At 52.7% G+C, this 13,874-nt stretch carries 9 protein-coding genes and 2 pseudogenes; 8 read left to right on the top strand and 3 right to left on the bottom strand.

The window, feature by feature from the left end; translation table 11 throughout:
• The first annotated feature begins 29 nt into the window (after positions 1-29).
• The 5 genes and pseudogenes from IC803_RS09960 to IC803_RS09940 all read left to right on the top strand — a co-directional run bounded on the left by IC803_RS09960 (position 30) and on the right by IC803_RS09940 (position 8,164).
• A complete protein-coding gene (locus IC803_RS09960) occupies positions 30-1,511 on the top strand; it encodes a glutamate synthase subunit beta (protein ID WP_081211365.1) in 1,482 nt (493 codons plus the stop codon).
• A gap of 118 nt (positions 1,512-1,629) precedes the next feature.
• Positions 1,630-2,214 (top strand): phosphatase PAP2 family protein, encoded by a 585-nt coding sequence (locus IC803_RS09955; RefSeq protein ID WP_190304300.1) that lies wholly within the window; start codon positions 1,630-1,632, stop codon positions 2,212-2,214.
• Positions 2,215-2,394: 180 nt separating this feature from the next.
• Positions 2,395-3,435: a hypothetical protein gene (locus IC803_RS09950; protein WP_190304191.1), complete on the top strand. Its 1,041-nt coding sequence runs from the start codon at positions 2,395-2,397 to the stop codon at positions 3,433-3,435.
• Between the two features lie 147 nt (positions 3,436-3,582).
• Complete coding sequence (locus tag IC803_RS09945) at positions 3,583-5,679, top strand: GDYXXLXY domain-containing protein (protein ID WP_081210212.1); 2,097 nt, start codon at positions 3,583-3,585, stop codon at positions 5,677-5,679.
• Positions 5,680-5,854: 175 nt separating this feature from the next.
• Positions 5,855-8,164: pseudogene (locus tag IC803_RS09940) on the top strand (penicillin acylase family protein).
• Between the two features lie 20 nt (positions 8,165-8,184).
• Here IC803_RS09940 and IC803_RS09935 read toward each other — a convergent pair.
• Positions 8,185-9,057, bottom strand: a complete 873-nt coding sequence (locus IC803_RS09935) for a fructosamine kinase family protein (RefSeq protein ID WP_081210214.1) — start codon at positions 9,055-9,057, stop codon at positions 8,185-8,187.
• Entirely contained in the window at positions 9,054-9,782 is a 729-nt protein-coding gene (locus tag IC803_RS09930) for an NAD-dependent deacylase (protein WP_081210216.1), read from the bottom strand. The genes IC803_RS09935 and IC803_RS09930 overlap by 4 nt, the downstream gene beginning before the upstream one ends.
• 127 nt (positions 9,783-9,909) lie before the next feature.
• Here IC803_RS09930 and IC803_RS09925 point away from each other — a divergent pair, with 127 nt between their 5' ends.
• A complete protein-coding gene (locus IC803_RS09925) occupies positions 9,910-10,461 on the top strand; it encodes a DJ-1/PfpI family protein (RefSeq protein WP_081210218.1) in 552 nt (183 codons plus the stop codon).
• Positions 10,462-10,721: 260 nt separating this feature from the next.
• On the opposite strand, the gene IC803_RS09920 is transcribed toward IC803_RS09925, so the two are convergent.
• Positions 10,722-11,615 (bottom strand): DMT family transporter, encoded by an 894-nt coding sequence (locus IC803_RS09920; RefSeq protein ID WP_081210220.1) that lies wholly within the window; start codon positions 11,613-11,615, stop codon positions 10,722-10,724.
• A 413-nt stretch (positions 11,616-12,028) separates the two neighbouring features.
• Between IC803_RS09920 and IC803_RS09915 the strand changes: the two genes are divergently transcribed.
• Both IC803_RS09915 and IC803_RS09910 read left to right on the top strand, forming a co-directional pair.
• Positions 12,029-13,465: an NAD-dependent malic enzyme gene (locus IC803_RS09915; protein WP_081210234.1), complete on the top strand. Its 1,437-nt coding sequence runs from the start codon at positions 12,029-12,031 to the stop codon at positions 13,463-13,465.
• 119 nt (positions 13,466-13,584) lie between these two features.
• Positions 13,585-13,829 (top strand): annotated as a pseudogene (locus IC803_RS09910) (SIS domain-containing protein); the annotation flags it as partial.
• Between the last annotated feature and the right edge of the window lie 45 nt (positions 13,830-13,874).

The raw sequence follows: 13,874 nt of genomic DNA, 5'->3' as shown, positions 1-13,874 counted from the left end.
GTGTACGGAAAGAAGGAGGGGGAACCATCGTGGGAAAAACAACAGGATTTATGGAATATGCTCGCGAGGAAGAAAAAAAGCGCGATCCGCTTTCCCGTCTTGATGATTGGAAAGAATATGCACAGCCGTTTTCCGAAGAAGTGCTGGCGCGCCAAGGCGCCCGTTGTATGGACTGCGGCACGCCGTTTTGCCATATGGGTTTAGAGTTGAACGGCCTCACTTCAGGATGCCCAGTGCACAACTTAATTCCGGAATGGAACGATTTAGTGTACCGCGGCCGTTGGAAAGAAGCGCTTGATCGGCTTTTGAAAACGAACAACTTCCCGGAATTTACAGGTCGCGTCTGCCCGGCGCCATGTGAAGGCTCGTGTACGGTGGCGATTTCCGATCCGGCAGTGGCGATTAAAGGGATCGAACGGGCCATTATTGATAAAGGGTTTGCCGAAGGATGGGTGAAACCGCGCATCCCGAAAGCGCGCACCGGGAAAAAAGTGGCCATCGTCGGCTCCGGTCCGGCTGGGCTCGCCTGCGCCGACCAGCTCAACCAAGCCGGCCATTCAGTGACGGTGTACGAGCGGGCGGATCGCATCGGCGGTTTGTTGATGTACGGCATTCCGAACATGAAATTGGAAAAAGAAATCGTCGAACGTCGCGTCCGTTTGCTTGAGGGAGAAGGCGTTACGTTTATTACGAACACGGAAGTCGGCAAGGACATCACGGCCGACGAGCTGCGCGCTGAGTATGATGCGGTTGTTTTATGCGTCGGAGCGCAAAAGCAGCGCGACTTGGTTATTGAGGGGCGGGAGCTTGAGGGCGTCCATTTTGCCATGGATTATTTAACCGGCGTGACGAAAAGTTTGCTCGATTCGAATTTTGCCGATGGACAGTTTATTGATGCCAAAGATAAACATGTCATCGTCATCGGCGGCGGCGATACGGGCGCTGACTGCGTGGCGACCGCGCTGCGGCAAGGCTGTAAAAGCGTTGTCCAGTTTGGCAAACACCCGGCTCTTCCGGACAAGCGCCTAGACAGCAATCCGTGGCCGCAATACCCGCTCGTCTTTACGCTTGATTATGCATACGAAGAAGCGAAAGCAAAGTTCGGCGCGGATCCGCGTCAATATTGCATCCAGACGAAAAAAATCGTTGGCGATGAGTATGGCCGGGTGAAAGAACTGCATACGATTCAAATGGAAAAAACCATCGATGAAAACGGCAAAGCCATCTTTAACGAAATTCCGGGGACAGAACAAGTGTGGCCGTGCGACCTTGTTTTCATCGCCATTGGCTTCGAAGGGCCTGAGCAGCCGGTGTTGAAGCAGTTCGGCGTAGAAACAGTCAACAATAAAGTGAAGGCTCCGTACGGCAAATATACGACAAACATTGAAGGCGTGTTTGCGGCCGGCGATGCCCGCCGCGGCCAAAGCTTGATCGTTTGGGCGATTCACGAAGGCCGGGAAGCAGCTCGTGAAGTAGACCGCTTTCTGATGGGAGAGACGAAACTGCCGTGACCGCCCGCCCCCTCCTCCTTAAAAAGCGCTGCTTTTTAAGGAGGATTTTTTATTGGTTTGCAAAAATAAGTAAAGGAAGAACAAATGAGGAGGAATCAGATTGAATCGACCATTATGGATGATAGCGGCTGCCGGCGCCGTCCTTTTTTTGTTTGTTTGGGCAAGCGTGGCGGCGGGGCTGACAAAGGCGGCTGACGAAGGTGGGCTGCAGTTGTTTGATTCATGGCAATGGCTCGATCCGTTTACTTTTCTCGGCAATGGGAAAACCATTGGCATCGTTACTGTGATGCTCGTCATCAGTTTATGGTTTTTCCGCCGCGATGTATATGGGATGTTGCTCGTCGTTGTTGCCGTTGGCGGGGGGTATGGCATCAATGAATGGATCAAGCACGCTGTCGGGCGGGAGCGCCCGCCGCATGCTGGGGTCGAAGGGTTCAGCTTTCCGAGCGGCCACGCGATGATCGGAACGATTTACTTGCTGCTTTTGGCGTATTTTTTGGCGCAAACGCGCACAAAGCGCGGGGAGAGGGCGGCCATTTACAGCGTGTTTGCAGTGCTGGCTCTCTTCACCGGCTTGAGTCGGTTAAGCTTGCAAGTGCATTATCCATCTGATGTGCTTGGTGGGTTTGTGCTTGGTGGTGTTTACTTAGCAGTCTGCCTTGCTCTTTATCAGATGTGGATTCATCGGGGCGATCGTTTATAGCTTGATAAGTTTCCGGTGTAATCAAAAAATCATTTTTGCCCCTTGTTTATTTGACGGTGAAGCCGATTGGCCGGCTTGATCTGGCGTCTGATCCTGTCGAAAAGGAAAAGAAAATCTCTTTTTCTATACTATGACGTTGTGTGGGACCATGATACAATGGGGGAAAGGAGGTGGGAAATGATGAGTCAAGCCGAACTCGTGCAAATGATGGCTGAATTGCTTGACCAAAAGTTGAATCCGATCCACATGCGGCTCGATCGGATTGAAGGCGATGTCCGGGCACTTCAAGAAGGGCAGGCGCGTTTGGAAGGCGAAGTGCAGTTGTTGCAAGAGGGACAAGCTCGCTTGGAACAGCGGCTTCACCGGGTTGAAGAGGATGTGCGCACGTTAAAAGCAGACATGGACATGGTCAAGGGCGACGTACAAACATTGAAGGCAGACATGGACATGGTCAAGGGCGACGTACAAACATTGAAGGCAGACATGGACATGGTCAAGGGCGACGTGCAAACATTGAAGGCAGACATGGACATGGTCAAGGGCGACGTGCAAACATTGAAGGCAGACATGGACATGGTCAAGGGCGACGTGCAAACATTGAAGGCAGACATGGACATGGTCAAGGGCGACGTACAAACATTGAAGGCAGACATGGACATGGTCAAGGGCGACGTGCAAACATTGAAGGCAGACATGGACATGGTCAAGGGCGACGTGCAAACATTGAAGGCAGACATGGACATGGTCAAGGGCGACGTACAAACATTGAAGGCAGACATGGACATGGTCAAGGGCGATGTGCAAACATTGAAGGCAGACATGGACATGGTCAAGGGCGATGTGCAAACATTGAAGGCAGACATGGACATGGTCAAGGGCGACGTGCAAACATTGAAGGCAGACATGGACATGGTCAAGGGCGATGTGCAAACATTGAAGGCAGACATGGACATGGTCAAGGGCGATGTGCAAACCCTGAAAGAAGGACAGCAACGGCTTGAAGCGAAAGTTGAACGGGTCGAAGAAAAAGTTGACAACCTCGCAACAGAAATGCGGGGCCACTTTCGCCACATCGAGAACATGCTCCATAAGCATCAGGCTGCTCTTGATCTGGCTTCGCGCGAGTTCTCTTCCAAGCAAACATCCATCGATTATTTGATGAAAAAAGTGACAGAGCATGATATGGAAATTTTCCACTTAAAACATCATCTCCAACTATAATGTTCTTCGCCGCAGCAAAGAAAAAAATCTAGCAGGCCGGCGGCAACTGGGAAAGTGCGATCGAATAATGCTTGTTTCCACTGGTCTTCTAGACAGCTTTTCCCGCATATATTTTTATAGAAAAAACAGTGACAAGGGGGAAGCGATATGGCGGCCCGGATCGTGAAAACAGGGTATGCGTTGGCGTTTTTGTGCATCATTGCCAGCATCGTGTATTTTTTTGCTGCCAACTGGTCGGAGATGGGGCGAGAGGCGAAAGTTGGGATCAGCATCGGTGTGATGGCAGGGTTTTACATCACGAGTACGGCGCTTCGGGGCCGCCATGGTTTTTTAGGACGCTGGCTGTTTGTCGGTGGGACATTGTCGTTTGGCATCGCCTTGGCGTTGCTTGGGCAAATCTACAATTCCCACGCCGACAGCTATTGGCTGTTTCTCATTTGGCTTGTGCCGACGGCGTTGCTGGCGCGGTTGACGAAAGATCCAGCGCTTTCGGTCATCGCTGTCGTGTTGCTGCAACTCACCTGCTGGTTTTATTACTTTCCTTCCGCTTACCGTATCGAATGGACGGAATGGGTATCGTTTGGCTGGCTATTGTTGTTTGCAGCTGTGAACGGTGCGGTCTTTGGTCTCAGCCGTTCCCCGTGGGCAGCTCATCTCGCTTACGCAGCCATGCACGGTTGGCTGCTGGTGATCAGTGTAACTGGTTTTTCGTATGAGCGTGATGTCTGGTGGCCATACGTGTATGCAGCGCTGTTTGCCGGGTTGCTATATTACTTTTTCGCAGTCACAAAACAACGGTCGTACGCGTTGCTGACAAGTTTATTTGTCGGCTTGTTTTTGTTGATTCAATATATTCGTCTCCTTGTTGATCATTTTGAAACATGGATGCTTTTCATTGGGCTTGCGGTGGCAGGGGCGATTCTGTATGGCGGGATCATGCTTCTGCGGCGGACGGGGGTGTTTTCGGCGGGGACGCGGACTGGGACATGGGTTTTGGCCGCGTTTCAAGCGGTGATTACGCTTGCGGCCTCGGCATTGGCGACGGCGAGTTTGCTCGGCTTGTATCTCCTTTGGGCAGAGTCATGGTCGCCGTATGTGCTCTTTTTCGCCGCGATCTTCGGATTCGTCCTTCCTGCCTGGCTTGGCCGGCGGTGGAATGCCGTTGTCCGCTATACGCTGCTCGCGGTCGGTTACGGGCTTGGATGGACGGTGACGTGGGAGCTGTCGACGGCGGTGTTGGTTCTTTATATCGCTGTGCTCGCCGTGGGAGTGATCCGTTTCCCGGATCGCGGGATGCAGCGGTTGACGACGGTGGCGTTGACGCTTTATTTGTATGTAGTGCTTGATGTGAACATGGAGAGTGGACGGGTGGAATTGTTGACGCTCGCTCTATGGAACGGGGCGTTGTACGCATACAGTCGATGGAGGAGAGGGAAGACGGCCATGACTCCGTTCGTGCTGGCGCTTAGTGCGCTCGGGATTGCGACAAATGTTGACATTTTCCAGGCTGACGGGCTTTATATGGCGTCCAATATCGCCATGGTGGCTGTGCTCGCCTTTTTCTTGTTTCAACGGCGGCGCCGCGAGCGAGCTGTCGCTTGGGGGTATACTGCACTTTATCTTGTGCTCAAATATTACGAGCTGGCGTGGAACTTGCTCCATAAATCGGTGAGTTTGTTGGCGGCTGGGGTGGTGTTGCTCGCTTGGGCTGTTTGGCTGGAAAAACGGAATCGGCTTGATTTCCCTAGGGAGGCAGCGTGGCCTCGAAACGTTTCCTTAGGTGTCCTGTTGATTGTCGTTGCCCAATTTCTGTTTACAGGATATACCGTATGGGAGAAAGAACGTCTATTGCGAGACGGACAGTTGGTAAAATTAGCGCTCGAGCCGGTGGATCCGCGCTCTGTGCTGCAAGGGGATTATATCCAGCTTCGCTATGACATTTCCACGATCCAGTCTCTGGACGGCAGTGGGAAGGTGCAAGTGATGTTGCGAAAAGAGCCGGACGGGGTATACCGTTTTGCCGGAGTGTATGCCGTCAATGGCCAAAAACGGTCTGGGGCTGCACGGCAACAGGGAGATATTTTGATCAGTGGCACTTTCTATGGTACGCAAGTCGTATACGGGATTGAGTCGTATTTCGTGCCGGAAAAAACGGGAATAGAGCGGCAGGAAAACGCCCGTTTCGCTTATGTGCGCGTCAGTCAAAATGGCGATGCGCTGCTTGAAAGGATCGGCGCTGAATGAGCGGGCTGGGGGCGGACCTGCTTGAGCATCCGCTCCTTATCGACATACAGGCGGTGTTTTCGCAAAAAGGGTTGCGGACGCCAGGGCGTAAGATGATGAGATAAAGGAGGAACATGAATGGAAGACGGCCATTTACGCGTCGCAAAAGAAGAAGCGCTGGAAGCGAACAGCCTGGATGGCGCTGGCGATTGTCTTCTTTGTTGTGGCGGGTATCGGCGTTTTTGTTAGCGCTTACACACGCCATTCCTTGCCGATGGTGGAAGGAAAATTGTCGGTTCCAGGTCTGCTTGACGAAGTCAGCGTGATTCGCGACTCGCACGGTGTTCCTCATATTTTCGCCACCAATGAACATGACTTGTTTTTCGCCCAAGGATTTGTGCAAGCTCAAGATCGTCTATTTCAAATGGATTTAAGCCGCCGCCAAGCGTCTGGACAGTTGAGTGAGGTGGTAGGCGTTGCAACGATTGAGCGCGATAAATTTTTCCGTACGCTTGGATTGCGCCGTGCAGCGGAGGCATCGTATCAAATATACTCCGCTGAGGCGAAGCAAGTGCTCGAAGCATTTGCCCAAGGCGTTAACGCGTATATCACTTGGGCTAAACAAACCGATAGATTGCCGGTCGAGTTTCGGTTGCTCGGTTATGAACCGAAGCCATGGACGCTAGTAGATTCGCTCGCGATTGGCAAGTATACGGCGTTTGACCTCGGCGGGCATTGGGAAGGTCAGGCGTTCCGCTATTGGGCGCTTAACCATTTGCCGAAAGAAAAAGCGTACGATTTGTTCCCCTCCTATCCGAAAGAGGCGCCGGTCATTTTGTCGGCGATCGATGTGGAGCAGGCGTTTGCCGCAGCGGTTTTGCCTTCTGAATGGAACGGGAGTAACAACTGGGTGATCAGCGGCCGGAAAACGAAAAGCGGCCAGCCCATGCTGGCGAACGATCCGCACTTGTCGTTGTCCACTCCTTCGATTTGGTACCAAATGCATTTGCAAGCGCCGACGGTCAACGTCAGTGGCGTTATTTTCGCCGGCGTCCCCGGCATTATTCTCGGTCATAACGACTATATTGCTTGGGGAGTGACAAACACTGGCCCAGATGTGCAAGATTTGTATGTGGAAAAACGAAATCCGGCTAACAAGCAGCAGTTTTTGTATAACGGCCGATGGGAGGACGCCAAAATCATCGAGGAACCGATCCGAGTGAAAGGAGGAAAAACGATTCGCTACCGTGTGACGATCACTCGGCATGGGCCCGTTCTTTCCGAATTCGCCGTCCCGGCACGCGGAAATAAAGTGTTGGCTTTGCGTTGGACCGCGCTCGACCCGTCCACGGAGCTGCAAGCGGTGCTAGAAATGAACAAAGCAAAAAATTGGAAGCAATTTGAACAAGCGCTTGAACATTTCCACGCCCCGACGCAAAACTTCGTGTTTGCCGCGAAAGACGGGACGATCGCTTACAAAGCAAACGGAAAAATTCCGATTCGCAAGAAAGGAAACGGGCTTCTTCCGGTTCCAGGCTGGACGGATGAATATGAGTGGATCGGTTTTATCCCGTTTGATCGCTTGCCGCGTGCCGTCAACCCGAGAGAAGGATTTATCGCCACGGCGAACAATAAGGTGATCGGTGACCATTATCCATATCATCTAAGCCATCATTGGGCTCAGCCTTATCGCTATATGCGGATCGCTGAAAGGCTGCAGAGCAAGGATGATTGGACGCTCAATGAAATGAAGCAACTGCAAATGGACCAAATGAATTTATGGGCGAAGGAGTTCGTCCCGCTTCTGCTCAAACATGTGGCGAGCGAACCGCTCTCGAAACAGGAGCGGTCAGCGCTTCATGAGCTGAGGCAGTGGGATTTTGTTGACCGCAAGGAAGAGGCAGCCCCGCTCATTTTTCATCGCTGGATGGAGGAAATCGCCGATGTCCTTTTTGAACGTCATATTCCGCCAGCCGTCGATCGGCTCTTTGAAGGGAAAAAAAGTGTGGTTGATGAGTTGCTGAGGCGGGCGGATAAAGGAGATGTATCCCCTTGGTTTCGAGACGGCGGCGGGTTTTCACGCGTGTTGGCGGAAGCGCTGAATCGGACAGTTCGCCAATTGGCCGATGAATATGGAAGTGATCCGGCGCAATGGAAATGGGGGAATGCCCATCGGTTGTTCTTTGCTCATCCCCTATCGAACGCATCGCCGATGTTAGCGTTTTTCTTGAATAAAGAAGAGCCGATTTCCATCGGCGGCAGTGATGTCACGGTACAGGCGGCGAGCTACACGGATGAAGGGATCGTCAACCATGGCGCGTCTTGACGCTTTGTCATCGATTTGGCCGATCCCGAACGCGGGTGGCATATCGTTGGTCCGGGTCAGGCCGGCCATTTTCGCAGCCGGTGGTATCACGATCAAATCGATGACTGGGTCAACGGGACGTACCATATGACAAGCTTAGGAAAAGTCAAAGGCAGCACGCTGGTGTTGCGTCCGGAATGAGCGGTCAAGTCAGGCGGGGGTTACTCCCCCGCATAACGTTCGAGCACGCGGTCGACCGAGCCGCCATACGCCTCACCAAACAAGTTCAAATGCACGAGTAAATAAAACAGCTGGTAAAGCGGCTTTCGTTCATGATATTCGGAAGAGAGCGGCATCAGCTCTTGATAGCTTGCATAAAATCGAGCGGGAAAGCCGCCAAACAGCTCGGTAAACGCGATTTCCAACTCATAATGGCCGTAAAACACGGACGGGTCGATCAAATAGGGAGCTCCGCCGGGGCCCGGAAGCCAGTTGCCGCTCCATAAGTCGCCGTGCAACAACGACGGAAAACAATCGTTTGGAATCCAGCGGTCAAGCCGCTCAAGCAGCCGCTCAAGCCGCCGTTGCCGCTCGGCGGGCAGGAGGCCGTTTGCCGCCGCCCGCTTCATTTGCGGCACGAGGCGGGCATCGCGGTAATAGTCGAGCCAGCGGCCGTACCAGCCGTTCCGCTGCGGCAGCGTCCCGATATATGTATCGCGGTCAAGCCCGAACGCCGAGCCGCGGCATTGGTGGAGGCGGGCGAGGCCGCGCCCGAGCTGTTCGGCCGTCTGTGCCGTTTCCGTTCCTTCGATCCACTCGAGGACAAGCCAACCGCATCCGTCCGCTTCTCCCGTGCCGAAGACGTTTGGAACGCGGATCGCCTTCGTCTGCTTGATCAAGTTCAATCCTGCCTGTTCGGCGGTGAAAAAGCCGGCTGGCGGAAAGCGTTGCATTTTGATGAAATACGTTTGCTTGCCGCTTTGGACGCGGTAGACGTCATTGATGTCGCCGCCGGATACTCGGCGCCAATGGCGGATGCGCGAATCATCGTCGATTGAACGAAGCGCCTCTTGCAACAGCGCTTCCCGGTTCATCGTGCTCCCCCCGTCAGCTGTTCATCAAATTCTTTCAGCACTTCGCCAATTTTTCGTTGATGGATGACAGCGTCAGCGAGAGGGTCGAGTTCCGTCGGCTCCCAATTGATGATGACGAATTTGGCGCCATTTCGCTTGGCGACAAGCGGCAGTTGGTTCGCCGGCGATACTTGCAAGGATGAGCCAAGTACAAGGAACAAGTCCGCTTGACGGGCGGCTTCCCATGCTTCGTTGATGGCTGTCTCCGGCAGCGGTTCGCCAAACAGCACGACCGATGGGCGCAAAACACCGCCGCATTCGCATGCGACTATGCCGCGCAAATAGACGTGGCTTGGCTGTTTCCGCCCGCACTGTTGGCAATGGACGGTGCCAAGCGAGCCATGCAGTTCGATGACGCGGCGGCTGCCGGCTTGTTGGTGAAAGCCATCGACGTTTTGGGTTACAATCGTCTGCACGATTCCGCGCCGCTCCCAGTCAGCCAGCAGGCGGTGTCCATCATGCGGCTGGCATTGTTGCAAGGTGCGGATGCGATATTGGTAAAACTCCATAAACGACTCGCGGCGGTGGTACAAGGCTTCGACGGTGGCCAGTTCGCTCGGGTTGAAGCGCGCCCACAGACCGGTGCGCGGCGAGCGAAAATCCGGCAGCCCGCTTTCGGTCGACATGCCGGCGCCGGTAAGCACCACCGTCCGGTGCGATTCGGCGAGCCAAGAGGCAATGGTCACGGTCGTCTCCTCCTTTATCATGTTCTTCTTCCTCTTTAAGTAGGTTCGACAATCATCTTGCTTTTCCTTTCCGTTCGTTTCCATTATGATAAAAGAGAAGGAAAAAATGGACAAGGGGGCCAGAACCATGAGCAAAAAAGTGTTGATCATCACCGGCGACGCTGTTGAGGCGCTTGAAGTGTATTATCCGTACTATCGTTTGTTGGAGGAAGGGCATGATGTAACGATTGCTGCGCCGAAGAAAAAGAAACTGCATACCGTTGTCCATGATTTTGCCGACTGGGATACGTATGTGGAAAAACAAGGCTATTTGATCGACGCACATGCATCGTTCGCCGAGATCGACCCGACGCAATACGATGCGTTAGTCATTCCGGGCGGGCGGGCGCCGGAATACATTCGTCTTGATGAAAACGTGCAGCGCATCGTTCGCCATTTCTTTGAGGCGAATAAGCCGATCGCCGCGATTTGCCATGCTTCGCTCATTTTTGAAACGATGCCGGAGGTGCTGAAAGGGCGGAGCTTGACGGCGTATATCGCCTGCAAACCGGGGGTTGAAGCGCTCGGGGCGACGTATGTGTCCGACCGTACGGTGCATGTCGACGGCAACCTCGTTTCTGCCCATGCGTGGCCGGATTTGCCGGCGTTTATGCGCGAGTTTCTCCGCCTGCTTCAATAGCGGAAAGGCAGCGGTCTCCCTACAAACGGGAAGGCCGCTTTTCCTTATGCAAAAAAAGCGGCTGCTACACCGTTTGCGGCTGACACCGGTTTTTTAACGGTGAAGAATGGTGACGGCGCACTGGCCCGCTTTGTTTCCGTTGATGACAAGGGATCTTTATTGGCAAGACGGAGGGGCGTTTTTGCATCATGCCGCCAGCCGATGCGGCAGAAAGAAGCCGGGCGAGCGGCCCGGCCTGCAGAGAAGCAGCAAACGGATCGTCACCCGGCGATGTCCATTTGTTCCGGTCTCGCTTTTGGCGCTTTCGTCGCCAAATAGACGCCGAACAGGACGACAGCGCCGCCCGCAAGCTGTGGCATTGACAGCGTGCCGCCAAGCAAAAACGTGATCGCAGCGGTAAATACGGCAATCAAGTTTAAATATACACCGGCATGGCTCGGGCCGACTTTTTGCACCGAGATGTTCCAAAACAAAAAGGAAAGAACGGACGGAAACAAACAAATATAGGTAATCCCAGCGAACCCGATTGCACTCAACTGATCAACAGGAAATGGATACAACATAGCGAACGGCCATAACATGAACAAGCTGAAAAAGACAGAACATGCCGTCGCTGTGATCGGCGGAACCGGGAGTTTTTTGCCGATAATCGAATAAAGCGCCCAGACGACGCCGGCTGCGAGCATCATCAAGTCGCCGCGATTGTAGGTTGTTTGGAAGATATGACCGATATGTCCGTCCGTCAAAATAAACAGCACGCCAATGAGCGACAATAGAAACCCGATGATATTCACGGTTGACAGCCGCTCCCGCAGCAACATATACGACAACACGACGATGATGGCCGGATTGAGGGAGTTGACGATCGCTGCGTTCATCGATGACGTATAGGCAAGCGCGCCGTACAAAAGCAAGTTATAGCCGATAATGCCGAGCGCCCCAGACGCAACGAGGGGCAGCCAATATTGTTTCATAACATCCCAGTAGCGCGGCCGTTCAAGCCAATAGGACACAGGAACTAGGATGATGAAGGCGGCGCACCAGCGAATCAAAGTCAGCCAAAACGGACCGGTTTCCGCGATGACCACTTTGCCGACCACGTAATTGCCGGCCCAAAACAAGTTGGCCAACACTAGAAATAGTTTTTCTTTCATTTTTTTCGCTCCTGTCTTGTTTTTTCCTGTCTTTTACGTTTATTTCGCCTTCTCCGTCGTTTCTTCCTTTTTTCGTTTTCCTTTTATCATCTTAGACTGCAAGAAGCACCCACTTCCTAGCGTGAGCGCCAACAGGGAGAGCATTCCATTTGCCCTGTTTTCTCAAATTCGTTTTCACTTCGGTAACGATGAGAAAACGGCGTTTCTCGCCGTTATTTTGACTGTGACCGAAAATGGAGGACAGCTTGTGACGAGAGAAGCGACAATGATCAAGACGCTTTCTAAAGTACATCCCGATGACCTTCGCTCATTTGCTCCGTTTAAACAGTAAGGGTTGTCTTTTTTTTGCTTATAAGATAACATGTGTACCGTAGGACTGTTTATAAAAATAGAGAAAAGGAAGGACGATTGTTATGGCATTACCAGGCGGGGCAGCGATGAACATTACGATTCGTCTCCAGTTTGAAAAAGATATCGTCTCATTTAGCGATATCGCCGCAGCCATTGGCAAAGCGGGCGGAGACATCGTCGGCATTGACGTCATCTCATCAAGCAAAGTTCATACGGTGCGTGACATTACTGTCAGTGCGCTTGACACGAAGCAGTGCGACTTGATCATCGAAGCGCTGAAAAAAATTCACGGCGTTAAAATTGTGAACGTTTCTGACCGTACGTTTTTAATGCACATCGGGGGGAAAATTGAAACGAATTCGAAAATTCCGGTGAAAACGCGCGATGACTTGTCGCGGGTATACACGCCGGGTGTAGCGCGCGTTTGCACGGCCATCGCTGAAGATCCGCGCAAGGCGTATTCGTTGACAATTAAACGCAATACGGTCGCGGTCGTATCCGACGGTACGGCGGTGCTCGGGCTTGGCGACATCGGCCCGTACGCGGCGATGCCGGTCATGGAAGGGAAAGCGATGCTGTTTAAACAGTTTGCCGGCGTCGATGCGTTCCCCGTTTGCTTGGACACAAAAGATACGGAAGAAATCATTCAAATTGTGAAAGCGATTGCCCCGGCGTTTGGTGGCATCAACTTAGAAGACATTTCAGCGCCGCGCTGCTTTGAAATTGAGGCGCGTTTGAAAGAAGAGCTTGACATTCCGGTGTTCCACGACGATCAACATGGCACGGCGGTTGTGCTGCTGGCCGGATTGCTCAATGCATTGAAAATTGTTGATAAAAAGCTTGAGGACATTAAAGTCGTCTTAACCGGCATTGGCGCGGCCGGCATTGCTTGCACGAAAATTTTGCTCGCTGCCGGCGTGCGCAACATTATTGGGGTTGACCGCTATGGCGCCATCCATCGCGATGAAACGTACGAAAATCCGTATTGGCAAGAGTATGCGCAAATCACCAATCCCGATAATCTCAAAGGAAGTTTGTCGGATGTGATCGCCGGTGCGGATGTATTTATCGGTGTTTCCGCCCCAGGTATTTTGAAAGTCGAAGACGTGAAAAAAATGGCTCGCGATCCGATCGTGTTCGCGATGGCCAACCCGGTGCCGGAAATCGATCCGGAGCTTGCCGAGCCGTACGTGCGCGTGATGGCGACCGGGCGTTCCGACTATCCAAACCAAATTAACAACGTCCTTTGTTTCCCGGGCATTTTCCGCGGCGCATTGGACTGCCGGGCGAAAGAAATTAATGAAGAAATGAAGCTCGCTGCTGCCAAGGCGATTGCTTCGGTCGTCACCGAAGACGAGCTGAGCGAATCGTACATCATCCCAAGCGTGTTTAACAGCAAAGTCGTGGAACGCGTCCGCCAGGCGGTCGTCGAAGCGGCATACCGCACCGGTGTCGCCCGGAAAGACAACATCCCAGTTGGCGGGTATACAGGACAGTAAAGAAACAAAGTACAACGAACGAATGGACGGCTTCCTTTGCAGGGGAAGCCCCTTTTTTTGGCTGCAGGAGCATCTGTTGCGAGAAATAAGAAGCCAAGTGCTTAAGGGGGGGACGGCTGATGATCGATCAATATTTTCAAAAAATCCATGAACGTCTAGAATTCATTTTCAAACATGAAAAAACAATTTAAAAAAGGCCGCCCATGCGGTGAGTGAGGCGGTTCAAAACGGCGGAATCATTCAGCTGTTCGGATGCGGACATTCCCATATTTTGACGGAGGAAGTGTTTTACCGGGCGGGAGGGCTTGTCCCGGTGAAACCGATTTTTGTAGAACCGCTGATGCTTTCGGAAATGGGCGCTGTAGCCAATCGCCATCCGTTCTTGCTAAAATCTAAAATAGTAGCAAAC

It is taken from the genome of Geobacillus sp. 46C-IIa (assembly GCF_014679505.1).
Classification (GTDB): Bacteria; Bacillota; Bacilli; order Bacillales; family Anoxybacillaceae; genus Geobacillus.
This window is presented reverse-complemented; position numbering and strand designations above follow the sequence as displayed.